Here is a 21,202-nt window from a genome sequence, read left to right on the forward strand (position 1 = left end):
AAGACGTAGATGAGGTAGTTCATGTTCACTCCATTGATCGGTATGCCGCAGGGAGCCGAGTGGCTCATCATCTTGGCGATCGTGATCCTCGTCTTCGGTGCCGCCAAGCTTCCTGAGCTCGCCCGCGGCACCGGCCAGGCGCTGCGCATCTTCAAGACCGAGACCAAGGGCCTTCGCGACGAGGACGAGAAGGAGAAGGGCGAGAAGGCCGAGAAGCCGGCCGAGCTGACCGCCTCCGAGCAGGAGCGGATCGCCGAGCTCGAGCGTCGTGAGGCCGAGATCAAGGCCGAGCGCGAGCGCCTCTCCGGCAACTGAGGTCGACCTTGTCCATCGCCGGTGTTGTCGCGATTCTTCGCGGCACCCCCAAGCACGCCATCGGCGACGACGGCCGGATGGCTCTCTCCGACCACCTGCGCGAGCTCCGCGGGCGGGTGATCAAGGCAACCCTGGCCCTGGTCGTCGGGTTCGTCGTCGCGCTGTTCTTCTTCGAGCAGCTCTTCGATCTGGTCATGGACCCCTACCTCAAGGCCGTCAAGATGATGGACCGAGAGGGCGGCGCTGCCTCACTGAGCTCGGTCAACGGCGCCGCGGGCGGCTTCATGCTCTACCTGAAGCTGTGCGGCCTGGCCGCGCTCATCGGCACCGCGCCGATCTGGCTCTACCAGATCTGGGCGTTCCTGATGCCGGGCCTGCACGCCCACGAGAAGAAGATGTCGAGGGTCTTCGTGGCCGTCGCCGGTCCGCTCTTCCTCGCCGGTGTCGTGCTGGGCTACGTCACCATGCCCAAGGGCCTGGAGATCCTGTTCGCCTTCGTCCCCGACGGCCTGACCAACATCGTCGAGTTCAGCGAATACCTCAGCTTCCTGAGCCGTACGCTGCTCGTCTTCGGCATCGCCTTCGAGATCCCGGTCTTCGTGATCCTGCTCAACCGGATCGGGGTCCTGCCCGGTGCTGCCCTGGGCAAGTACCGCGCCTGGATCATCGTCGGCTCCTTCGTCTTCGCCGCCGTCGCGACCCCGTCGGGTGACCCGTTCACGATGACGATCATGGCCGGCCCTATGGTCGTCCTCTTCGGGATCTCCGAGGTCATCGCCCGGGCCCACGACAGACGGAAGGCCAGCAAGCGCAAGGACATGATCGGGGATCCTGACGTCCCGTCGGTGATCTGACCACTAGTGTTCACCGGGTGACGCGCCAGATCGCCCTGCTCGCCAACCCCACCGCCGGCCGTGGCCACGCCGACCAGATCCTCGATGCGGTCACCGCGAGGCTGGCGGCCTCGGGGGCCGTGGTCGAGCACCTGATCGGTGACGACGCCGAGCACGCTCTCGAGCTGGCCCGGAAGGCGGCCGCTGAGGGAGTCGACACCGTCGTGACACTCGGGGGTGACGGCATGGTCCATGTCGCGGTCCAGGCTCTGGCCGAGACCGAGGTCGATCTCGGAGTGATCCCGCTCGGCACCGGCAACGACTTCGCGCGGGCCCTCGGGATTCCCACCGGCGACCCGTTGGCTGCCGCCGACGTCGTCGTGGGCAACGAGCCCCGCCGCATCGACCTGGGGCACAGTGACGACACCTGGTTCGCCACCGTCCTGGCCGCCGGGTTCGACGCAGCGGTCAACGAGCGGGCCAACGCGATGAGGTGGCCCCACGGCGACCTTCGCTACACGCTCGCCGCGCTGTCGGTGATCCGCAGCTGGAGGCCGGTGCCCTACCGGCTCGAGATCGAGGACGCGACCGGCGCGACGACGGTCCGCGAGCAGGAGGCGATGCTGCTCGCGATCGCCAACACCGAGTCGTACGGGGGAGGTCTGCGGATCGCGGCGGAGTGCGATCCCGCCGACGGGCTGCTGGACGCCATCCTCATCAAGCCGGTCTCGCGGCTGGAGTTCCTGCGCGTCTTCCCTGGCGTACGCCAGGCCAAGCACCTCACCCATCCTGCCTTCGAGCGCATCCGTGCCCGCCGGATCCAGGCCTCCGCTCCAGGCGTGATCGCCTACAGCGACGGGGAGCGCCTCGGGCCGCTGCCGGTCGATGTCGAGTGCGTGCCGTCCGCTCTCGGCGTACTCGTGCCGCCGCCGTCCTGATTGTCGGTGTCGGTCGATAGGCTCGGGGCCATGGACGCCTCGCCAGCGGAGAAGTACGCCGCGTATCAGCGTGACAAGGGCTACCCCGTCTTCCGGGACTTCGCCTCGCTCTACGACTTCGGGCTCGACGACTTCCAGATCGAGGCGTGCAAGGAGATCGAGGAAGGCAAGGGCGTCCTGGTCGCCGCGCCGACCGGGTCGGGCAAGACGATCGTCGGTGAGTTCGCCATCCACCTGGCGCTCGCGACCGGTCGCAAGGCGTTCTACACGACGCCGATCAAGGCGCTCTCCAACCAGAAGTACAACGACCTGGTCAAGCGCTACGGCCCCGACCAGGTCGGCCTGCTGACCGGTGACAACGTCGTCAACGGCGAGGCGCCGGTCGTGGTGATGACCACCGAGGTGCTGCGCAACATGCTCTACGCGGGCTCGCAGACCCTGATGGGCCTCGGGTTCGTGGTGATGGACGAGGTCCACTACCTCGCCGACCGTTCCCGCGGCGCGGTCTGGGAAGAGGTCATCATCCATCTGCCCGAGTCGGTCTCGGTCGTCTCGCTGAGCGCCACCGTCTCCAACGCCGAGGAGTTCGGCGAGTGGCTCACCACGGTGCGTGGCGAGACCACCACGATCATCGAGGAGAAGCGGCCGGTGCCGCTCTACCAGCACGTGATGGCCGGCCGCCGGATCATGGACCTGTTCGCCTCCTCCGACGTCGACGCGGCGGCCGGGTTCGTCAAGGAGGGCGCCCCGGTCAACGGCGAGCTGATGAGGCTGGCGCGCGACGACTGGGCAGCCGGACGGATGACCGACCGGCGTACGCCCAAGGACAAGCGCAAGGGCAACGGCAACCGGCGGGTGGGCAACGGGCGCCGCGTCTGGATCCCGAGCCGCGTCGAGGTGATCACCGCCCTGCAGCGTGACAACCTGCTGCCGGCGATCAACTTCGTCTTCTCCCGGGTCGGCTGCGATGCCGCGGTGGGACAGTGCATCCAGGCCAACCTGCGGCTGACCACGCCCGACGAGCGCGACGAGATCTTCGCCTACGTCGAGGAGGCCTGCGCCGACCTGCCCGACGAGGACCGCCACGTCCTGGGCTACCACGACTGGATCGACGGCCTGACCCGCGGGGTCGCCGCCCACCACGCCGGGCTGCTGCCGGCGTTCAAGCAGGTCGTCGAGGAGCTGTTCCTGCGCGGCCTGGTGAAGGCCGTCTTCGCCACCGAGACGCTCGCTCTGGGCATCAACATGCCCGCCCGCACAGTGGTCATCGAGAAGCTCTCGAAGTGGAACGGCGAGGCCCACGTCAACCTCTCGCCGGGTGAGTACACCCAGCTCGTCGGCCGCGCCGGCCGTCGTGGCCTGGATGTGGAGGGCCACGGAGTCGTGCTCTGGCAGCAGGGGCTCAACCCGCGTGAGCTCGCCGGCCTCGCCTCGACGCGTACGTACCCGCTCCGCTCGAGCTTCAGGCCGTCCTACAACATGGCGGTCAACCTGGTGCACCAATTCGGCCGGGCACGCTCGCGCGAGCTGCTGGAGCAGTCGTTCGCGCAGTTCCAGGCCGACAAGGCGGTCGTCGGGCTGGCGCGTCAGGTGCGCAAGGCCGAGGACGCCATGGAGGGCTACCAGGAGGCGGCGACCTGCGAGAAGGGCGACTTCATGGCGTACGCCGCGATCCGCCGCAAGATCTCCGACGTCGAGAAGTCCTCCTCCCGCGAGCGGCGTGCCGACCGCCGCGAGGAGATCATCGAGTCGCTCTCGAAGCTGAAGATCGGTGACGTGATCGACGTGCCGACCGGCAAGTTCGCCGGCTACGCCGTGATCGTCGACCCGGGCTTCGACCCGGACGGACCGCGTCCCTACGTCATCACCCAGGACCGGCAGGCCCGCCGCCTGGCGATGATGGACTTCAACGTGCCGATCGCCGCCCAGACCCGGCTGCGGGTGCCGAAGTCGTTCAACGGCCGCAACCCGCAGATGCGCCGCGACATGGCCTCCCGGCTGCGGGAGAAGACCCAGGACCTGCGTCCGGTGCCCTACGAGGGGTCGCCGACCGCCCGCAAGGAGCGGAAGAGCTCGGCGGAGACCCTGATCTCCGAGCTGCGGCGCGAGCTGAAGATGCACCCCTGCCACGACTGCCCCGACCGCGAGGACCACGCCCGCTGGGCGGAGCGCTGGTTCAAGCTCTCGCGCGACACCGACACCCTGCGCCGGCGCGTCGAGGCGCGCACCAATACGGTCGCGCGCACCTTCGACCGGGTCTGTGAGGTGCTGGTCGCCCTCGACTACCTCGAGGGCGAGACGGTCACCGAGCGCGGGACCCACCTGATGCGGCTCTACTCCGAGATGGACCTGGTCGCCGCCGAGGCGCTCCGCGAGGGGCTGTGGGACGACCTGACCCCCTCCGAGCTCGCCGCCGCCCTCTCGGTGCTGGTCTACGAGGCCCGCCGCGCCGACGACGCCACCCCGCCCCGCCTCCCCGGCGGCCGGGTCAAGGACGTCATCGCCGACACCGTGCGGCTGTGGGGCCAGCTCGACGCCCTGGAGCGCGACCACAAGCTCGACTTCCTCCGCCAGCCCGACCTCGGCTTCGCCTGGGCCGCCTACCGCTGGGCCGAGGGCGACGACCTCGACGACGTCCTCGAGGTCGTCGAGCTCGCCGCCGGCGACTTCGTACGCTGGATGAAGCAGCTCATCGACATGTGCGGCCAGGTCGCCGACGCCGCCGGCGACGTGCCTCTGCGGCGTACGGCCCGGCAGACCATGGATCTCCTCAAGCGCGGCGTCGTGGCGTACTCCTCCGTGGTCGAGTAGTCAGTTTCCGGCCCGCGAAAGGACACAAGCCCGCGCCGAGGCGTCAGGCGCGTCGGCCGAGACGGCACATCCGTGACAACTCGGCCTGCGCACGTGACGCTTCGGCCAGCGGGCTGACTTTTCGGCGCGAGATTTCGACTCTGCGCAGCGTGAGCAAATATCATGGGCGGGTGGATGTCTCTCCTTACGATGCTCTGCTGTTCGTCTCTTTCGGGGGGCCGGAGAAGACCGAGGACGTGGTGCCGTTCCTGGAGAACGTGACCCGGGGACGGGGGATCCCGCGGGAGCGGCTGGTCGAGGTCGGGCAGCACTACTTCGACCGTGGCGGGAAGTCGCCGATCAACGACCAGAACCGGGCCTTCCTGGCGGCTCTGCGCAGCGACCTGGCCGAGCACGGGATCGAGATTCCGGTCTACTGGGGCAACCGCAACTGGGACCCCTACCTGAGCGACACGCTCGCGCAGATGCGGGCCGACGGCATCGAGCGGGCGGCGGTCTTCGCGACCAGCGCCTACTCGTCCTACTCCTCGTGCCGGCAGTACCGCGAGAACCTCTTCGAGGCGTGCGACAAGAGCGGCGACGTCGAGTCCGGCCCCGTGCTCGACAAGCTTCGGCGCTACTACAACCATCCCGGCTTCGTGGCGCCGGTCGTCGACGGCGTGCTCGCCTCGCTCGAGGACCTGCCCGAGGAGGAGCGCGATGGCGCGCGGATCCTCTTCGTGACCCACTCGATCCCGACCTCGATGAACGACAACGCCGGCCCCGAGGGCAATGCGTACGTCGCCCAGCACCTCGACGTCGCCACGGTGATCGCCGAGCAGGTCGCGCAGCGGCGCGGGGTCACCCACGAGTGGGATCTCGTCTACTGCAGCCGCTCCGGGGCCCCGCACATCCCGTGGCTCGAGCCGGACGTGAACGACCACCTCGAGGCGTTGGCGGCGAAGGGCACCAAGGCCGTGGTGATGTGCCCGGTCGGCTTCGTCTCCGACCACATGGAGGTCGTCTACGACCTCGACACCGAGGCGATGGACACCGCCGAGAAGCTGGGGATCCACGCCCGCCGCAGCGCGACAGCGGGGGAGGACCCGCGCTTCGTGGCGGCCGTACGCGAACTGCTCCTCGAGCGCGCCGCTGCGGAGCGTGGTGAGGCCCCTGAGCGGCCTACCGTCGGTGACCTGGGCCCCGGGCCCGACCGCTGTCCCGCGGGCTGCTGCTTCAACCAGCGCTCGCAGCTGCCGACGCTGTCGGGAGAGGACTCGCCCCAGTACTCCGAGTGATCAGCCGCGGCATAGGGTCGGCTTCATGACAGAGCATCCAGCGCCGGCTCAGCCCGCACCCAAGCCCGGAGACCTGCTCGCGCTCGCGGTGGCGACCGCCCGTGCGGCCGCGGATCTCGTCCGCGAGCGGGCCGCCGGCGTGGTCGAGGTGGCGGCCACAAAGTCCACCGCGACCGATGTGGTCACCGAGGCCGACCGAGACACCGAGACGCTGATCCGGCGGCTGATCTCCCAGGAGCGTCCGGAGGACGCCTTCTTCGGTGAAGAGGGCGAGGAGACGATGGGCACCAGCGGCGTACGCTGGATCGTCGACCCGATCGACGGCACCGTCAACTTCCTCTACGGTCTTGCGAGCTACGCGGTCTCGATCGCGGCCGAGTACGCCGGCGAGGTCGTCGCCGGAGCGGTCGTGGACGTGCCCCGCGGCACGCTCTACGCCGCCTTCCGACAGCCGGACGGATCGGTCGCCGCGGTGAAGAACGGCGAGCCCATCGGCGTACGTCAGCCCGCCGAGCTGGGGCAGCGGCTGATCGCCACCGGATTCTCCTACGACGCCGAGCTCCGCCGGGTCCAGGCCGAAGCGCTGGTCCGACTGCTGCCGGTCGTACGTGACGTTCGTCGCATCGGCTCGGCGGCCCTGGACATCTGCGGGGTGGCCGAGGGGACCCTCGACGGTTACCTCGAGGAGGGGCTGCATCTGTGGGACCATGCCGCTGCCGGTCTGGTGGCGGAGGCCGCCGGTGCTCGTTGGGAGGCGACGACCGGCATCAGCGGTCGCCGGTTCGTGATCGTCGCACCGGCCCATGGCTACGATGAACTACGGAAAGCGGCTGTTCAGGCTGGTTTTCTGCCAGTTGACTCGCTCCCGGGTGTCGTACCCGACTGAAAGCCGCTGGTTGATGTAGATCTATGACCGGCTGGCGGCCGGGAAGGTCCCGGAGACCCGTCGGCCGCAGCCGCGTTCACCCACCCGAAACTCGCTGCTCATCTATACCCGTGATAGGGAATACCGGCAGATGACAGAACGTTTCGGCGACGCGGATCCGGTTGAGTGTGCGAAATGCACGTTGATGGTGCACAATCACGGGCCGTGCCGCTGCCCTCGGGGGCGCGCGGGGGGAATGAAGATGAGTGAGAAGGGGAGTGGCGCATATGGCGACGGACTACGACGCACCGCGTAAAAATGAAGAGGACCAGTCCGAGGAGAGCATCGAAGAGCTCAAGGCTCGTCGTCACGACAAGAACTCGGGCAAGGTTGACGAGGACGAGGCCGAGGCGGCCGAGTCGTTCGAGCTCCCGGGAGCCGACCTCAGCCACGAGGAGCTCGCGGTCGAGGTCAAGCCGAAGCAGGAGGACGAGTTCACCTGTATGAGCTGCTTCCTGGTCCACCACCGCAGCCAGCTGGCTGACGAAAAGAAGATGATCTGCTTTGACTGTGCGTAGCACAGTCAAAAACGCCGAGTCGGCGCGTTTGTATAGCTTGCGCTAGCAAGCGCTCTGTACAAACGCGCCGACTCGGCGAAAGCCCGGCGTAAGCCGGACTGACAAGCAAAAGGCCGCACGGAGTCCGTGCGGCCTTGCTGCTATCTCAGGCGATCAGGATCCGTCCTTCTCCAGCTGCTTCGGCAACCTACCGACCGACTTCACGTAGTAGTTGGCCGCACGGCGCTGGGCGAACATCCGCGCGAGCGCGACGGTGGCGCCGGTCGCAGCCGACCAGAGCACGGCCTCCACGAGGCGTACGTCGGGGTCGGCGGGGTTGGCCGGTGGCTTGCGTCCGGTGGACGCCTTCCAGCCGGTGGAGAGGACCTTGTTGGTGACCTTGGCGGCCCCGATTCCGCTGACGAGGGCCATGATCGCCCAGACCTTGTCAGCCTTGTCGGCTTTGTCAGCCTTGGTGGACTTGGACATGCCTCGAGCCTAGGCCATGGCCGCGGGGTTGCCGCTCAGAGACTCGCTCGCAGGGCGTTGACGGTCTTCGCGAGCGCGACCGGGTGGCGGGTGAAGAGCAGCCAGTAGGGCGCCGGGTCGGCAGGGTCGTCGATGGTGACCCGCACCGCGCGCTTGAGGTAGGGACGAAGAAGCAGGTACGCCCTGGCGTCGGCGTCTCGCCCCGCCAGGTGATGCGCCTCGGTCTCGTCGAGCGCGACCGCCTCGCCGAGGAAGCGCGCCTCGATCCGGGCAGGCCCGGCGCGCAGGACGCCGTCGGCGATCGTGATCCTGGCGTTGCCGAAGACGATCATGGCCAGCGCGAACAGGCCGCCGATCGCCGCGGTGATGCCCCAGGCGAGCGCGGCCGGTACCCACAGGATGACCGCGATCCACAGGGTCGCCAGGAACATGACGCCCTGGACCCACCACCGCAGCGGCACGGTCAGTCGCTCGTCGTACGCCGGGGTGCTCACGATTCGTGAGTTTTTCACGTCGATCAAGCCAGTCACGAATCGGGTGAGTCTCTCAGCATCTAAGGTGCGGGTTGTGTCTGATCTCGAAGTGGCCCTGGTCCGTCTCGACGCCGAGCTGCCGCCGCCTGCGTACGCCCACCCGGGCGATGCCGGCGCCGACCTGCGAACGACCGTGGACGTGACCCTGAAGCCGGGGGAGCGCGCCCTGGTGCCGACCGGCATCGCGATGGCGCTGCCGCAGGGCTACGTCGGCCTGGTGCACCCGCGCTCCGGCCTGGCCGCCAAGCACGGGCTGTCCATCGTCAACGCTCCCGGCACCGTCGACGCCGGCTATCGCGGCGAGGTGAAGGTGGCGCTGATCAACCTCGACCCCGTCGAGGCGATCGAGCTGCGCCGCGGCGACCGGGTCGCCCAGCTGGTGATCCAGCGTGTCGAGCAGGCTCGTTTCATCGAGGTCCCCGAATTGCCCGACTCCGTTCGTGGAGATGGGGGATACGGTTCTACAGGGGGCTTCTCCAACCGCTGAGGGATCAGTGTTAGATAAGTCTCCTCAGAGAATCACCGCAACCTGAAAGCAGATGGTCGTGAAGTTCCGTCGCAAGTCCACGCCCTCCCACCGGGGAGAGCCATCTGCATCGGTCGAGAACGGGCCGATGGCCCCCGAGCGGCCGGTGCCGGCGGCTCCCGAGGTCGGGCCGTTCGACATCGACTCCGTCCCCGACGGGCTGATCACCGGGGACTGGGTCGACCTCGGCTCGATGATGCTCGCCCCCGCGCCGGGCAAGGAGCTGCGCCTGCAGGTGGATGAGAAGTCCGGACAGATCGCGGCCGTGATGCTGACCGCCGAGGACGGCGCCATGGAGCTGCGCGCCTTCGCCGCGCCCCGCAACGGCGACCTGTGGACCGAGTCGCTGCCGATGCTGCGCGACGACGTCCAGCAGCGCGGCGGCGCGACCGCCGACCTGACGGGCCCGTGGGGCACCGAGCTGATCACCCAGATGAAGGTCAAGCTGCCCGACGGCCAGCCGGCCGTCCAGCAGACTCGCATCATCGGCGTCAACGGCCCGCGCTGGATGCTCCGCGCGACCATGATGGGCCGCCCTGCGATGGAGCCGACCGCCGGCAAGGAATGGGAGAAGCTCCTCGAGCGGGTCGTCGTGCGCCGCGGTGAGGGGGCCAAGCCCAAGGGCGAGGCGCTCGAGGTGAAGCTTCCGCCCAACGCGCGTCGCGTGGAGAAGTGAGCCGGTAGTGTCCAAGGGCCGGCTGCGCGCGAAGCTCAGCGAGTGGGCGAACACCGCCTCGATCGACGCGAGCGAGATCCGGGCGGCGCACGTCGCCAAGGATGTCGCCTCGATCGCCGACGCGCCCGACCGTGAGCCGGTGCGACTGCGGGGGACGTTGCGTACGATCACGCTGCGGCCCCGCGGCGGTGTCCCGGCCCTGGAGGCCGAGCTGTTCGACGGCTCCGGCACCCTGACACTCATCTGGCTGGGACGCCGGCGCATCGCCGGGATCAGCCCGGGCCGGTCCCTGCAGGTGCAGGGACGGATCGGCCGCACCAATGGCCAACGCATCATGTTCAACCCACGCTACGAGCTGATACCGGACCCCAACGAGTGAGCCAACCACACGTGAGCCCCACCTCTGAGACCCCTGCCGACGACGGCCAGGGCGGCGAGCACGACCACAACCATCCGACGGTCGACACCGTCGAGGCGGTCGTACGCCGCCAGATGTCCGCCGGGCTGGGCGGTGTGCGCGGGATGCTCGAGGCCGGCGTCCCGGGCCTCGTCTTCACCATCGCCTGGCTGGTGTTCAAGGACCTCAAGGTCGCGCTGATCGCCTCGGCCGCGACCGCGGCGGTCTTCTTGCTGGTCCGGCTCGTGCAGCGCTCGAGTCTGCAGTACGTCGGCAACGCCATCTTCGGCATCCTCATCGGCTTCGCGGTGGTGCGGCTGGCCCAGTCCATGGGCGGCTCGGCCGAGGAGCAGGCGCTGGCCTACTTCCTGCCCGGCATCCTGATCAGCCTCGGCTACACCGTCGTGGTCGGCGGTCTGTGCCTGATCGGCTGGCCGATCTTCGGCTTCTTCATCGGCGTCGCCAGCGGCGATCCGCTCGAGTGGCACCAGGACAAGCAGATCGTGAAGCTGTGCTCGCGGCTGACCTGGCTGTTCCTGGCTCCCGGGGCGATCGGCGCCGCCATTCAGGGCCCGATCTGGTTCCTCGCCTGGAGCGGCGCGATCGACCGCGACTGGGCGATCCTCGCCCTCGGCATCCTCCGCACCGGGCTCGGCTGGGTGCTGCGGATCGCCTGCTACGGCACCATGATCTGGCTGCTCGCCCGCAACCACACGCCAGTCCAGCAGTCTCGGTGAACCTGCGCGGGGTGGTCGCCGGTGCGCTCGCGCTCGCGTTGACCGGATGCGGCACCGCGACCATGGGGGGCAAGGAGCCCTTCTCCCTGCCCGTGGGACCGACCGAGTGGGACGCCACCGCCCCGGCCTGGTATGCCGATGGCACCTTGCACGTGGGGCAGCGCACCGTCGAGCTCGGTGACCGGGTCGACCACTTCGTGCTGGGCCCGACCGGCGTCTACTGGATGCGTGGTGGGACGCTGATGTTCACCAGCGCCGAGGGCACGACGGAGACGGTCGAGAAGGTGGTCTGGGACAACCTGGCGGTCTCGGCGGACCGGTCGGTGTTCGCGACCGTGGACCAGTCGCGAGGCCCGACCGACGAACACGACACCCATGTGCTCCAGGTGGCGGCGTTCGACACCCGCACGGGCGAGCAGCTCTACCGGACCCCCGACCAGGAGCCCGAGGACGGTGCCGACCTGGCCGATCTCTATGGCGAGATCATGCCCCTGCTGAAAGGGGTGAGCAACGAGCGCCTCTTCTTCGGCAGCGCCACCATCGATCTCGCCGACGGGTCCACGACGCCGTCGACCGAGGACGGGGACGGGATCGAGGTCTACGAAGGCTTGGCCGAGACTCTGTTCCCCGAGGGCTTCCATGTCTACATCAGCGGTACGGGCAGCCGCCGGGTGCTGAGCGAGACCTGGATCGACGGCCTGGGGTTGCTCTCGCCGGACCGGAGCACGATCTTCGACACCTCGCAGTGGCCGACCGAGGCGGTCGCGTACGACGCGAAGACCGGGCGCCAGCGTCAGATCGACGCACCCTGGGGTCACTTCAACCTGGTTGCCTGGAGCGATGAGGACACGTTCTTCGGCGTCGCGCAGCGCATCGACGACAAGGCTGAGAACGTGCTGCGCGAGCAGCAGGTCGTCACCTGCGAGGTGCGGACCCTGGCGTGCACGCCGGTGAGCCCGGTGATCGCGACCGACGACGAGGACCAGGGTCAGGACGCGTCCTTCCTGGTCGAGGGCACCAGCACCATGCTCTGATCCAGGTTCGGGATACGGTGCTGCGCGTGGAGCTACGAGTGGTGAGGCCGACGCGCGGAAGCGTGTGGCTCTCCCTGCTCGCCACGCTCGAGATCATGACCGGTGCGGCCCTGGCCCACCTGGCTGCGGGCGGCACGCTGCCGAGCGCGGGATGGCTGGCCGCGGCGGCCCTGGCCGTCTTCGGCACCGGCGTCGTGGTGCTGCAGCGCCGGGTCGGTCTGGTGGTCGGTGCCGTCTTGGCCGGCTTGTCTCAGCTGGGTCTGCACGAGGTGTTCGCGGCGTTCGCCGCGGCCCCCGGCACCGAGCACCACCACGCTGTCAGCAGCTCGCTCGGCTCCACCGACGGCGCGGCGATGCTCCTGGCCCATGCCTGTGCCGCGGTGCTCTCCGTCGTCGTCTGGGTGCTGCACCGCAGAGCCCTCGCCGTGGCCGTACGCAGCGTCCCGATCCCACGGTTCGCGCCCGCCGGCCGCCTCCTCGCCGAGGTCCGCGAGTTCGTCCCTCGGCCGGCCCTGTGGGCCCATGTCTCTCCGCGAAGGGGACCGCCGAGGCCGGCCGGCCTCTGACGTCCTACGCGCAAGCACCACCGGGTGACCCCCGGTGGCGCTCGTGCGTACCCCCGAGTTCGCGAGAAGAGAAGCAACCGATGACTGTTCCCACCCAACCCCATACCGAGACGGCCGAGACGCCGAGCGATCCACAGGCCGACCACCAGGCGGACCATCAGGCCGGCTGGTGGCCGACGATCCGCCCGCTCGTGCTCCGGCTGCACTTCTACGCCGGGGTGCTCGTCGCCCCGTTCATCCTGGTCGCCTCGGTGACCGGGCTGCTCTACACGATCGCCCCGCAGGTCGAGCAGATCGCCTATCACGACCTGACGCATGTGACCCCCGCCGGCGAGACGGTCCCGCTCGCCGAGCAGGTCGCCGCCGCCCGGTCGAGCCACCCCGACGGCACGATCCTGCGGGTCGACGTCCCGCAGGCGTCCGACCGCAGCACCCGGGTGGTGTTCATCGACGAGAGCGTCCCGGCCGACTACGCGATGTCGGTCTTCGTCAACCCCTACACCGCCGGCGTGGAGGGCCAGGTACGCAGCTACGGACAGTGGCTCGGCTTCCGGGCATGGCTCGACGAGCTGCACCGCAACCTCCACCTCGGCGCCTTCGGCCGGTACTACAGCGAGCTCGCCGCCAGCTGGCTGTGGGTGGTCGCCCTGGGCGGCCTGATGCTGTGGCTCGGCCGGCGTCGCCGTGACCGGCGGCTGCGCCGACTGGTCGTCCCCGACCGGGAGGCCACCGGACGCTCTCGGGTGATGTCCTGGCACGCCGTCATCGGCGTCTGGCTCCTGCTGGGTGTGCTGGCCCTGTCGGTCTCCGGCCTGACCTGGTCACGCTTCGCCGGTGCGAATATCGGCGAGGTGCGTACGGCACTGTCGTGGACCGAGCCCACGCCGGCCACATCGCTGGAGAGCGACGCAGCGGCCACCGAGCACGCCCACCACGGCTCGTCCGGCGCCGCCGGGTCCGACGACCCGGACGCGGTCTTCTCCGAGGGTGCGGGGATCGACGGCGTACTCGAGACCGCGAGGGGGGCCGGCCTGGGTGACCCGCTCTACCTGGTGCCGCCGGCCGAGCCGGGCAGCGCCTGGACGGCCGCCGAGAACAAGCGCGACTGGCCGACCCGCTACGACGCGATCAGTGTCGACCCGAAGACCGGCGAGATGGTGGATCGGGTCGACTTCGCCGACTGGCCGCTGATGGCCAAGCTGACCGACTGGGTCATCGGCGCGCACATGGGCGTCCTGTTCGGCGTCCCCAACCAGCTGGCGCTGGCGGCACTGGCGCTCGGGCTGATCCTCGCCACCGTGCTCGGCTACCGGATGTGGTGGCTGCGGCGGCCCCGAGGCGCCCGCGGCCCGAGGTTCGGGCGGCCCGCGCCGCGCGGCGCCTGGCGTCGGCTGTCCTGGCCGGCACTGGCGGCGCTCGTGGCGACCACCGCGGTGGTCGGCTGGTTCGTCCCGATGCTGGGGGTGACCCTGATCGGTTTCCTCGTGGTCGACGCCGCGATCGGCCTGACGCGCAGCCGCAGTCGCGGATGATTCAGGAGGCGGCGCAGGCGGTGCAGAGGCCGAAGATCTCCACGGTGTGGTTGACGTCGGTGAAGCCGTTCTGCGCCGCCACCTTGTCGGCCCAGGTCTCCACGGCCGGGCCCTCGATCTCCACGGCCTTGCCGCAGCCGCGGCAGACCAGGTGGTGGTGATGGGTCGTGGAGGCGTCGCCGCACAGCCGGTAGGTCGACTCACCGTCGGGCTTGTGGATCACGTCGGCGAGCCCGTCGTCGACGAAGATCTGCAGGTGGCGGTAGACCGTGGAGAGGCCGATCTTCTCGCCGTTGGCGCGCAGCGTGGCGTAGACGTCCTGGGCGCTGCGGAAGGTGTCCTCGGCAGCGAGAGCCTCCTTCACCGCGGCGCCCTGGTTGGTTGCGCGCCGCTTGACCTGCTGGGTTGGTGCCATGAGCGACATGTTAGTCGGTATCGGTATGGATCCCGTGTCCAGCAGGGCGGTCGATGCCACGGCGTGAGACGCCTGTGTCATAATGGGAATGATTCCCAATAAGACGAAAGGCTGCCATGTCACGCACGTGTCAGGTCACCGGAGCCCGCCCTGGCTTCGGCAACAATCGCCCCTGGTCCAAGAAGGCGACCCGCCGACGCTGGGAGGTGAACCTGCAGAAGAAGACCTACTACGTCCCCAGCCTGGGCCGGAAGGTCACGCTGCGGCTCAGCACCAACGCGATCAAGCGGATCGACGTACGCGGCATCGACGCCGTCGTCGCCGAGATGCTCGCCCGAGGGGAGAGGTTCTGATGGCCAAGAAGTCCAAGATCGCGGCGGAGGCCAAGCGTCGCGACATCGTGGAGCGGTACGCAGCGCGTCGTGCCGAGATCAAGGAGCGCATCCGCGCCGCCGAGCCGGGCTCGGCCGAGCAGGCCGAGGCGGTCCGAGCCCTCTCGCGTCTCCCGCGCGACTCCTCTCCCGTACGACTGCGCAACCGAGACCAGGTCGACGGCCGGCCGCGGGGCTATCTGCGCAAGGCGGGAGTGTCCCGGATCCGGTTCCGCGAGCTCGCGCACAAGGGGCATCTGCCGGGGATCACCAAGTCCAGCTGGTGAGTTCCTAACGAGAATCGTTCCGAGTCGGCGAGGCGCGACCGGGCTTTGGTCGGGCTGTGCTAAAAACACGCTCCATGAGTACGAAGACCCCGGTGCGGGCGCCGGAGAAGCCTGGTTTCAGGCTGGGGCAGACAGAGGTCGTGGCGATCGTCCTGCTCGTCATCCTGCTCTCCCAGCGCTGGCTGCTACCGCTGCTGGACCACGACCTGTTCAACACCTGGGGCACCATCTTCGTCGCCATCGTGGTGCAGTCGGCTCCGTTCCTGCTCGGTGGTGTGCTCCTCAGCGCCGTCATCTCGACCTTCCTCTCGGAGAAGGCGCTGAGCAAGATCGTGCCCAAGAGCCCGGCGCTCGGTGTCCCGGTCGCCGGCCTGGCCGGGATCGGGCTGCCGGGCTGCGAGTGCGCCGCGGTGCCGGTGACCAACTCGCTGATCCGACGTGGGGTGGCGCCCGCCGTCGCGCTGACGTTCCTGCTGGCCGCGCCCGCGGTCAACCCGGCGGTGCTCGTCTCGACCGCGGTCGCCTTCCCGGGGCAGCCGATGATGGTGCTGGCGCGCTTCCTGGCGTCGCTGATCACCGCGGTGGCGGTCGGCTGGATCATGCTGGCCCGCGGCAAGCTGCTGCTCGAACGGCTCACCGACGTCGGCCGCGACGAGCATGCCCACGACAGGTCGTTCCTCGGCAACGTCAGCCACGACTTCCTGCACGCCTCCGGCTTCCTGGTGCTGGGCGCCATGCTGGCCGCGGCGGTCAACACCTTCGTACCCCGCTCGGTGGTCAACACCGTCGCCGGTCAGGCCGTGCTGGGGATCCTCACCTTGGCGCTGTTCGCGTTCATCGTGGCGCTCTGCTCGGAGTCCGACGCCTTCGTGGCCGCCTCGTTCACCGCCTTCTCCGACACCGCGAAGCTGGTCTTCCTCGTCGTCGGCCCGGCGATGGACATCAAGCTCGCCTCGATGGAGGCCGGCCAGTTCGGCATGGGCTTCGCCCTTCGCTTCGTACCCTTGGTGATCATCACGGCGGTCGCCTCCGCCGTCGGCATCGGATGGTGGCTGCTGTGACTCGAACTACCCAGGCCCTGGTCGTCGGATTCCTCGGTGCCGTCCTGCTCAGGCTCGCGCTCGGCGACGGCTATCTGCGGTACGTCACCAGCTGGATGAAGTGGCCGCTGGTCGCCACCGGCGTGGTGCTGCTCGGGCTGACCGTGTGGATGCTGCTGCGTCCCGCCTCTAGCGACCACGCCGACCACGACGGTGACCACGACGACGACCACGACGACGACCACGACGACGACCACGACGACGACCACGACGACACCCATGAGCACAAGGTCCCGGCGATGACCTGGCTCGCGATCGTGCCCGGCGTGATCGTCTTCGTCGCCAGCCCGCCGTCCCTGGGCGCCTACCTCGCCGAGCGACGTGCCGACGACCCGGTCGCGGCGGCTCCTGACGCCGAGATCCTGCCGCTGCCAGCCACCGACGGGCCGGTCGACGTCGAGGTCGCCGAGTTCATGTGGCGTGCCGGGGTCGAGGACGGCACGACGATCAAGGACCGCGACGTACGACTCACGGGCTTCGTCAGCACCGACGAGAACGGCAACTGGTACGTCACCCGCATCGCCATCGCCTGCTGCGCCGCCGACGCGAGCGCATCCCGGGTGCGGGTGGAGGACTACGACGACGCTCCCGAGCGCGACTCCTGGGTCGCGGTCACCGGTCGCTGGGTCGAGGGCACCGCGCCGGGCGGCAAGTCGGAGACGGCCATCGAGGCCGCCTCCGTCGAGCCGCGCGAGGCGCCGGCCAACACCTACCAGTGAGCGCCCCCGTGAGTCGCGGCCCGAGTGACCCGAGGCGCTCCGGCAACCCCGCCCGCCGGGCCGAGGCGCAGCGTGAGCCGACCTGGCGCGACCGACTCCCGCACCCGCCGCGCGCGCTCATCCTCGGCACGCTCATCGCGGTTGCGATCGGTGTCGTCGTGCTGACCCGCGACCTCGGCGGTGGAGACGCTCCGGCAGTCTCTGCCCCCTCCGGTGGGGTCTCGTCGGCCGCTCCGGTCGCCGTCGGGCCGGTCGCGTCCTTGGAGGAGTTCTGCGGCGCCGTCCAGACGATGGCGAACGCACATGCGACCCAGATGTCCACCCCGAACGACGAGAACGAGACCGCGCTCGGCCTGGCGGCGACCGGCCTGCAGTCGACGGGCGTCCCGGAAGGTACGCCGGCGGCAGCCGTCGAGGGCGTACGGATGATGATCGAGGACGCGCTGCGTACCGGCCGCGGCCAGGACCCGCTGGAGCGCAACGAGGCCCAGAACCTCGCCTACGAGCGTCTCGGCGAGTTCCTGACCGAGAGCTGCGGCGCGGCGAGCTGAGCGGTCAGCGGCGGCGGAGCAGGACGACCGAGTCCTCGAGGGTGGCGTCCTCGCCGGACGGGCTGGTGACGGGACGGTCGCGGTGCTCGAGTACGACCGTCTCCCAGCTCTCCTCGGGCAGGTCGAGCGCGGCCAGCTCCTCCTTGGCGTCGAGGAAGCGGTGCTCGTGCGCGGCGGCGTCCGCCCACGGCGGTGCGGCCGCGTGGGAGGTGACCAGCAGGTGTCCGCCCGGGCTCACCAGCTCGGCCGCCCTGCGCAGGACGTCGGTGCGCGGCAGCTCGACGGGGGAGTGGAAGAAGCTGGCGGTGACCAGGTCGTAGCTCCCGTCGAGATCGACCGCAGAAGCGAGGTCGGAGACCACGAAACTCGCCCGGTCCTCGCTCAGCCCGGCAGCTCGCGCGGCCTCGCGTCCGCGCGCGGCGGCGTTCTCGGAGATGTCGATGCCGGTGGCTCGCCAGCCCTGCTGCGCCAGCCAGATCACGTCGGCGCCCTCGCCGGAGCCCAGGTCGAGGGCCGTCCCGGGCTCGAGCCCGGAGGCGATGTCACCGAGCACGGTGTTGACCTTGCCGGACCAGATCCGGTCGCTGCCGGCGTACCTGTCCTGCCAGAAGTCCACGGGAGCGGGCCCGTCGAGAGCGCGGTCGAAGTCGTCGGTGACCAGGGTCATGTTCACGACGCTGCCGGCCATGGCGCCGGCGCTCATGCTGATCGGGACGTTGGCCATCGGGTTGGAGACGTTGCCGACCGCCCAGATCCGGTCGCTGCTGGTCTTGCCGGTCGCGTCGACGGCGAGGAAGCTGCCGACGGGTGTCTCGGTGCGGTCGAGGCCGAGGTGGGTCAGGAAGCCGTCGTGGGGGCGCAGGGTGCCGGCGGTGAAGATGGCGTCGACCTCCGTGGTCAGCCCGTCCGCGGTGCGTACAGCGGTGACCTGGTCACCGTCGCCGAGAACCTCGGTGACCGGCGAGGTCACGAGGGTGATGCCGCGCGACAGCAGCCGCTGCTCGTCGGCCTCGTCGAGGGGGTCGAGCTCCGCGGTGAAGACGACTACGTCGTCGCTCCACTGCCGGATCAGCTGCGCCTGGTGCATCCCGAGCGGTGAGGTGGTCAGGACCCCGAGCCGCCGCTCGCGCACCTCCCAACCGTGGCAGTAGGGGCAGTGCAGGACGGTCGCGCCCCAGCGTTCGGCCAGGCCCGGGATGTCGGGAAGCTCGTCGGTGGCGCCGGTCGCGACGATCGCGGCCCGGCCGGTGAGCCGCTCGCCGTCCTCCAGGAGGACGCTCACGCCGTGCTCGGTCTCGTCGAGACGGGCGACGCGCCCGGGACGGATCCCCACGTCGTACGCAGCCAGCTCATCGCGTCCCTTGCGCAGCAGGTCCGCGGGGTCGATGCCCTCGTGGCCGAGGACGCCGTGCATGTGCGCCGCGAAACGGTTGCGGGGGAGGCCGGAGTCGATCACGAGGGTGCGGCGGCGGGAGCGGCCGAGCATGAGGGCGGCGGAGAGGCCGGCGGCACCGCCGCCGATGACGATCACGTCGAAGTGTTCTGTGTGTGCGTTCATGCTTCCAGTTCAGTGGCATAATGAAAGAACGGCAAGGTTTCTTGCTGAAATGGCAAATGGGAGATGGAGCACATGATCGACGAGCTCAAGCAGGTCGGACCCCGGATCCGGGCGATCCGGCACAGCAAGGGCTGGACCCTGGATCAGCTGGCCGCGATGGCCGAGATGTCGCCGAGCACCCTGTCCCGGCTCGAGTCGGGCAAGCGGCAGGCGAGCCTGGAGCTGCTGATCCCGCTGACCCGTCACCTCGGCGTGGGGCTCGACAGTCTGGTGACGCCCTCGGTCCCGGATCCGCGAGTGCGCCGACCGGTGATCCGCAAGGACGGCATGGTGATCGCGCCGCTGACCCCGGAAGGCTCGCCGGTCAACACCTTCAAGATCACCTACGAGCCGGTGACCGAGGTGCCGGAGCCGCGGGTCCACGACGGCTACGAGTGGCTCTACGTCATCTCCGGCAAGCTACGGCTGCTTCTGGGCGACCGCGATCTGGTGCTGACCCGCGGCGAGGCGGCCGAGTTCGATACCCGGGTGCCCCACGCCATCTTCGCGACCGGGTCGCGCCCGGCGCAGGTGCTGAGCATCTTCAACAGCGACGGCGTACGCATGCACACGCATACCGCCGAGGAGTGAGACGCATCTCGGTGTGAACGAGGGCCGACCCGTGTGTAAGATGAGAATCGTTATCATTAACCACAGCGGGAGGTCCCCATGAAACAAGGCATCCACCCCGTCTCCGGGCCGGTCGTCTTCCGCGACCGCTCGGCGGACACGCTCTTCCTGATGCAGTCGACGATCCTCGAGCGTCTCGCCGAGGACCACGAGCGCGTCACCTGGGAGAACGGCCAGACCTATCCGGTCGTCGACGTCGACGTCTCCAGTGCCAGCCACCCGTTCTGGACGGGGCGCGGCCGGGTGGTCGACACCGAGGGACGAGTCGAGCGGTTCAAGCGCCGTTACGGGCGCGGCTGATGAGCACGCCCCGTCCGAGGTCGCCGCGCAACCTCTCCCGCCCCAAGACGCCGGTGATCCTGGTGAGCGGGGTCGAGGAGGGCGCGATGCTCTCGGCGACCATCTCGCTCCACCTCGGCCTCCCCGACGCGGTCATGGTGCGTCATGTCATCGACCCCGGGCGCCAGCTCCTCACCCGCGTCGTCAGCGACCTCACCGGCGTGATCGAGCACGAGGAGATCAACCTCGCCCACGCCTGCGTGGCCTGCGCGATCCGTGAGGACATCGTGCCGACGCTGGAGCGCCTCGCTGCCCAGGGGCGCTGGGGCAGCATCGTGGCCTGCCTGCCGGTCGCCGCCGAGGCGGTCCAGGTCTGCCGGGTGCTCGCCTGGGCGCCGCGGATGGCCCCGCACATCGGCATCTCCGCCGTCGTCGCCGCGCTCGAGGGCTCGACGGTCGCCGAGGACCTGCTCGGTCCCGACCTCCTCGACGAGCGCGGGCTGGCGACCTCCGAGGACGACCGTCGTGGCGTCGCCGAGGTCGCCAGCGCGATCGTCGAGTACGCCGATGTCGTCTCCATCACCGAGGCCCCCGAGCCCGAGGAGCGGTCGCTGGTGGCGACCCTGGCTCGGCCGGGTACGCCGGTGCTGACCGACCCCTCGCTCCTCGATGCCGTCGGCCTGGTCGCGGGCGTGCACCGCCACCACGCGGTGGAGGCCTGGGTCGCGGAGGTGCGCCGCAACGCGCTGCCGCCGCTGCCCGAGGGCGGTGCCTGGCGGCTCGACCTGCGCTCCGAGCGCCCGATCCACCCCGTCCGGTTCCAGGAGGAGCTGGAGCTCCTCGGCGGCGGCCCGCGCCGCTCGCGCGGCTGCTTCTGGGTGCCGACCCGCCCCGACGACATCTGCGTCTGGGACGGCGCCGGCGGCCAGGCGAGCGTCGGCTCGACCCAGAAGTGGGGTCGCACCGAGCGGCTCACCCGGATCGTCGTGGTCGGCATCGACGACGAGGCCGCGGAGATCCCGCGCGCCTTCGAGCGCGCCCTGCTCACCGACCAGGAGATCGCCCGGCGCGGCCAGATCTGGGAGGAGTCCTGGGACGGGCTCGAGGACTGGCTCGGCCCCATCGGCCGCGCCGCCTGACCTGCATCAACCACGAGAAGGAGGCCTC

At 69.7% G+C, this 21,202-nt stretch carries 26 protein-coding genes; 22 read left to right on the forward strand and 4 right to left on the reverse strand.

Annotated elements, in window-relative coordinates; genetic code table 11:
- The first annotated feature begins 21 nt into the window (after positions 1–21).
- The 7 genes from tatA (at position 22) to BLT25_RS02105 (ending at position 7,617) form a co-directional block, all read left to right on the forward strand.
- Entirely contained in the window at positions 22–315 is a 294-nt protein-coding gene (gene tatA / locus BLT25_RS02075) for a twin-arginine translocase TatA/TatE family subunit (RefSeq protein ID WP_091041366.1), read from the forward strand.
- A gap of 8 nt (positions 316–323) precedes the next feature.
- Entirely contained in the window at positions 324–1,169 is an 846-nt protein-coding gene (tatC, locus tag BLT25_RS02080) for a twin-arginine translocase subunit TatC (protein ID WP_091041368.1), read from the forward strand.
- 17 nt (positions 1,170–1,186) lie between these two features.
- Positions 1,187–2,086, forward strand: coding sequence for a diacylglycerol/lipid kinase family protein (locus BLT25_RS02085; protein ID WP_091041369.1), 900 nt, complete (start codon positions 1,187–1,189; stop codon positions 2,084–2,086).
- A gap of 30 nt (positions 2,087–2,116) precedes the next feature.
- Positions 2,117–4,897 carry a DEAD/DEAH box helicase gene (locus BLT25_RS02090; protein ID WP_091041371.1) on the forward strand — a complete coding sequence of 927 codons (2,781 nt, stop codon included), beginning with the start codon at positions 2,117–2,119 and terminating at the stop codon, positions 4,895–4,897.
- 170 nt (positions 4,898–5,067) lie between these two features.
- Positions 5,068–6,174 carry a ferrochelatase gene (locus BLT25_RS02095; RefSeq protein ID WP_091041373.1) on the forward strand — a complete coding sequence of 369 codons (1,107 nt, stop codon included), beginning with the start codon at positions 5,068–5,070 and terminating at the stop codon, positions 6,172–6,174.
- Between the two features lie 25 nt (positions 6,175–6,199).
- Positions 6,200–7,060, forward strand: a complete 861-nt coding sequence (locus BLT25_RS02100) for an inositol monophosphatase family protein (RefSeq protein WP_091041374.1) — start codon at positions 6,200–6,202, stop codon at positions 7,058–7,060.
- 266 nt (positions 7,061–7,326) lie between these two features.
- Positions 7,327–7,617: a DUF4193 domain-containing protein gene (locus BLT25_RS02105; protein WP_040755057.1), complete on the forward strand. Its 291-nt coding sequence runs from the start codon at positions 7,327–7,329 to the stop codon at positions 7,615–7,617.
- Positions 7,618–7,770: 153 nt separating this feature from the next.
- On the opposite strand, the gene BLT25_RS02110 is transcribed toward BLT25_RS02105, so the two are convergent.
- On the reverse strand, positions 7,771–8,085 hold the full coding sequence (locus BLT25_RS02110) for a DUF4235 domain-containing protein (protein ID WP_091041376.1): 315 nt from the start codon (positions 8,083–8,085) through the stop codon (positions 7,771–7,773).
- A gap of 35 nt (positions 8,086–8,120) precedes the next feature.
- The gene (locus BLT25_RS02115) at positions 8,121–8,579 is read right to left on the reverse strand and encodes a DUF3093 domain-containing protein (protein WP_091041378.1); all 459 of its coding nucleotides are present in this window, start codon (positions 8,577–8,579) and stop codon (positions 8,121–8,123) included.
- Between the two features lie 73 nt (positions 8,580–8,652).
- Between BLT25_RS02115 and dut the strand changes: the two genes are divergently transcribed.
- From dut to BLT25_RS02150, 7 genes are all read left to right on the forward strand, one after another.
- Complete coding sequence (dut, locus tag BLT25_RS02120; protein ID WP_091041379.1) at positions 8,653–9,105, forward strand: dUTP diphosphatase; 453 nt, start codon at positions 8,653–8,655, stop codon at positions 9,103–9,105.
- 52 nt (positions 9,106–9,157) lie between these two features.
- Positions 9,158–9,820: a DUF3710 domain-containing protein gene (locus tag BLT25_RS02125; protein WP_091041381.1), complete on the forward strand. Its 663-nt coding sequence runs from the start codon at positions 9,158–9,160 to the stop codon at positions 9,818–9,820.
- A 7-nt stretch (positions 9,821–9,827) separates the two neighbouring features.
- The gene (locus tag BLT25_RS02130) at positions 9,828–10,199 is read left to right on the forward strand and encodes an OB-fold nucleic acid binding domain-containing protein (protein ID WP_091041383.1); all 372 of its coding nucleotides are present in this window, start codon (positions 9,828–9,830) and stop codon (positions 10,197–10,199) included.
- A gap of 11 nt (positions 10,200–10,210) precedes the next feature.
- Positions 10,211–10,954: a DUF3159 domain-containing protein gene (locus tag BLT25_RS02135; protein WP_091041384.1), complete on the forward strand. Its 744-nt coding sequence runs from the start codon at positions 10,211–10,213 to the stop codon at positions 10,952–10,954.
- Complete coding sequence (locus BLT25_RS02140; protein ID WP_091041386.1) at positions 10,951–11,988, forward strand: hypothetical protein; 1,038 nt, start codon at positions 10,951–10,953, stop codon at positions 11,986–11,988. The genes BLT25_RS02135 and BLT25_RS02140 overlap by 4 nt, the downstream gene beginning before the upstream one ends.
- 26 nt (positions 11,989–12,014) lie before the next feature.
- Positions 12,015–12,554: a cell division protein FtsQ gene (locus BLT25_RS02145; protein ID WP_091042394.1), complete on the forward strand. Its 540-nt coding sequence runs from the start codon at positions 12,015–12,017 to the stop codon at positions 12,552–12,554.
- A gap of 80 nt (positions 12,555–12,634) precedes the next feature.
- Entirely contained in the window at positions 12,635–14,086 is a 1,452-nt protein-coding gene (locus tag BLT25_RS02150) for a PepSY-associated TM helix domain-containing protein (RefSeq protein ID WP_091041388.1), read from the forward strand.
- 1 nt (position 14,087) lies between these two features.
- Here the strand turns inward: BLT25_RS02150 and BLT25_RS02155 are convergent, their stop codons facing one another.
- Positions 14,088–14,501, reverse strand: coding sequence for a Fur family transcriptional regulator (locus BLT25_RS02155; protein WP_091042397.1), 414 nt, complete (start codon positions 14,499–14,501; stop codon positions 14,088–14,090).
- 116 nt (positions 14,502–14,617) lie between these two features.
- On the opposite strand from BLT25_RS02155, the gene rpmB reads away from it, so the two are divergent.
- From rpmB to BLT25_RS02180, 5 genes are all read left to right on the forward strand, one after another.
- Positions 14,618–14,854: a 50S ribosomal protein L28 gene (gene rpmB, locus BLT25_RS02160; protein WP_091041389.1), complete on the forward strand. Its 237-nt coding sequence runs from the start codon at positions 14,618–14,620 to the stop codon at positions 14,852–14,854.
- Entirely contained in the window at positions 14,854–15,159 is a 306-nt protein-coding gene (gene rpsN, locus BLT25_RS02165) for a 30S ribosomal protein S14 (protein WP_091041391.1), read from the forward strand. Before rpmB ends, rpsN begins: the two co-directional genes overlap by 1 nt.
- 74 nt (positions 15,160–15,233) lie before the next feature.
- A complete protein-coding gene (locus tag BLT25_RS02170) occupies positions 15,234–16,220 on the forward strand; it encodes a permease (protein WP_091041393.1) in 987 nt (328 codons plus the stop codon).
- Positions 16,217–16,978: a TIGR03943 family putative permease subunit gene (locus BLT25_RS02175; protein ID WP_176883544.1), complete on the forward strand. Its 762-nt coding sequence runs from the start codon at positions 16,217–16,219 to the stop codon at positions 16,976–16,978. The genes BLT25_RS02170 and BLT25_RS02175 overlap by 4 nt, the downstream gene beginning before the upstream one ends.
- A gap of 8 nt (positions 16,979–16,986) precedes the next feature.
- Positions 16,987–17,529 (forward strand): hypothetical protein, encoded by a 543-nt coding sequence (locus tag BLT25_RS02180; RefSeq protein ID WP_091041396.1) that lies wholly within the window; start codon positions 16,987–16,989, stop codon positions 17,527–17,529.
- A 4-nt stretch (positions 17,530–17,533) separates the two neighbouring features.
- Here the strand turns inward: BLT25_RS02180 and BLT25_RS02185 are convergent, their stop codons facing one another.
- Complete coding sequence (locus BLT25_RS02185; protein WP_091041398.1) at positions 17,534–19,087, reverse strand: FAD-dependent oxidoreductase; 1,554 nt, start codon at positions 19,085–19,087, stop codon at positions 17,534–17,536.
- Positions 19,088–19,159: 72 nt separating this feature from the next.
- On the opposite strand from BLT25_RS02185, the gene BLT25_RS02190 reads away from it, so the two are divergent.
- From BLT25_RS02190 to BLT25_RS02200, 3 genes are all read left to right on the forward strand, one after another.
- Complete coding sequence (locus BLT25_RS02190) at positions 19,160–19,717, forward strand: helix-turn-helix domain-containing protein (RefSeq protein ID WP_091042399.1); 558 nt, start codon at positions 19,160–19,162, stop codon at positions 19,715–19,717.
- Positions 19,718–19,795: 78 nt separating this feature from the next.
- A complete protein-coding gene (locus BLT25_RS02195; RefSeq protein ID WP_091041399.1) occupies positions 19,796–20,056 on the forward strand; it encodes a type B 50S ribosomal protein L31 in 261 nt (86 codons plus the stop codon).
- Positions 20,056–21,174 (forward strand): GTP-binding protein, encoded by a 1,119-nt coding sequence (locus tag BLT25_RS02200; RefSeq protein ID WP_091041401.1) that lies wholly within the window; start codon positions 20,056–20,058, stop codon positions 21,172–21,174. Before BLT25_RS02195 ends, BLT25_RS02200 begins: the two co-directional genes overlap by 1 nt.
- Positions 21,175–21,202 lie beyond the last annotated feature (28 nt).

Origin of the sequence: Nocardioides sp. YR527 (assembly GCF_900101045.1) — a bacterium.
Classification (GTDB): domain Bacteria; phylum Actinomycetota; class Actinomycetes; order Propionibacteriales; family Nocardioidaceae; genus Nocardioides.

Coding starts and splice junctions, on each gene's coding strand:
- tatA (WP_091041366.1), top strand. CDS start 22: ATGTTCACTCCATTGATCGGTATGCCGCAGGGAGCCGAGTGGCTCATC.
- BLT25_RS02090 (WP_091041371.1), top strand. CDS start 2,117: ATGGACGCCTCGCCAGCGGAGAAGTACGCCGCGTATCAGCGTGACAAG.
- BLT25_RS02100 (WP_091041374.1), top strand. CDS start 6,200: ATGACAGAGCATCCAGCGCCGGCTCAGCCCGCACCCAAGCCCGGAGAC.
- BLT25_RS02105 (WP_040755057.1), top strand. CDS start 7,327: ATGGCGACGGACTACGACGCACCGCGTAAAAATGAAGAGGACCAGTCC.
- BLT25_RS02110 (WP_091041376.1), bottom strand. CDS start 8,085: ATGTCCAAGTCCACCAAGGCTGACAAAGCCGACAAGGCTGACAAGGTC.
- BLT25_RS02125 (WP_091041381.1), top strand. CDS start 9,158: ATGGTCGTGAAGTTCCGTCGCAAGTCCACGCCCTCCCACCGGGGAGAG.
- BLT25_RS02150 (WP_091041388.1), top strand. CDS start 12,635: ATGACTGTTCCCACCCAACCCCATACCGAGACGGCCGAGACGCCGAGC.
- BLT25_RS02155 (WP_091042397.1), bottom strand. CDS start 14,501: ATGGCACCAACCCAGCAGGTCAAGCGGCGCGCAACCAACCAGGGCGCC.
- rpmB (WP_091041389.1), top strand. CDS start 14,618: ATGTCACGCACGTGTCAGGTCACCGGAGCCCGCCCTGGCTTCGGCAAC.
- rpsN (WP_091041391.1), top strand. CDS start 14,854: ATGGCCAAGAAGTCCAAGATCGCGGCGGAGGCCAAGCGTCGCGACATC.
- BLT25_RS02170 (WP_091041393.1), top strand. CDS start 15,234: ATGAGTACGAAGACCCCGGTGCGGGCGCCGGAGAAGCCTGGTTTCAGG.
- BLT25_RS02185 (WP_091041398.1), bottom strand. CDS start 19,087: ATGAACGCACACACAGAACACTTCGACGTGATCGTCATCGGCGGCGGT.
- BLT25_RS02190 (WP_091042399.1), top strand. CDS start 19,160: ATGATCGACGAGCTCAAGCAGGTCGGACCCCGGATCCGGGCGATCCGG.
- BLT25_RS02195 (WP_091041399.1), top strand. CDS start 19,796: ATGAAACAAGGCATCCACCCCGTCTCCGGGCCGGTCGTCTTCCGCGAC.
- BLT25_RS02200 (WP_091041401.1), top strand. CDS start 20,056: ATGAGCACGCCCCGTCCGAGGTCGCCGCGCAACCTCTCCCGCCCCAAG.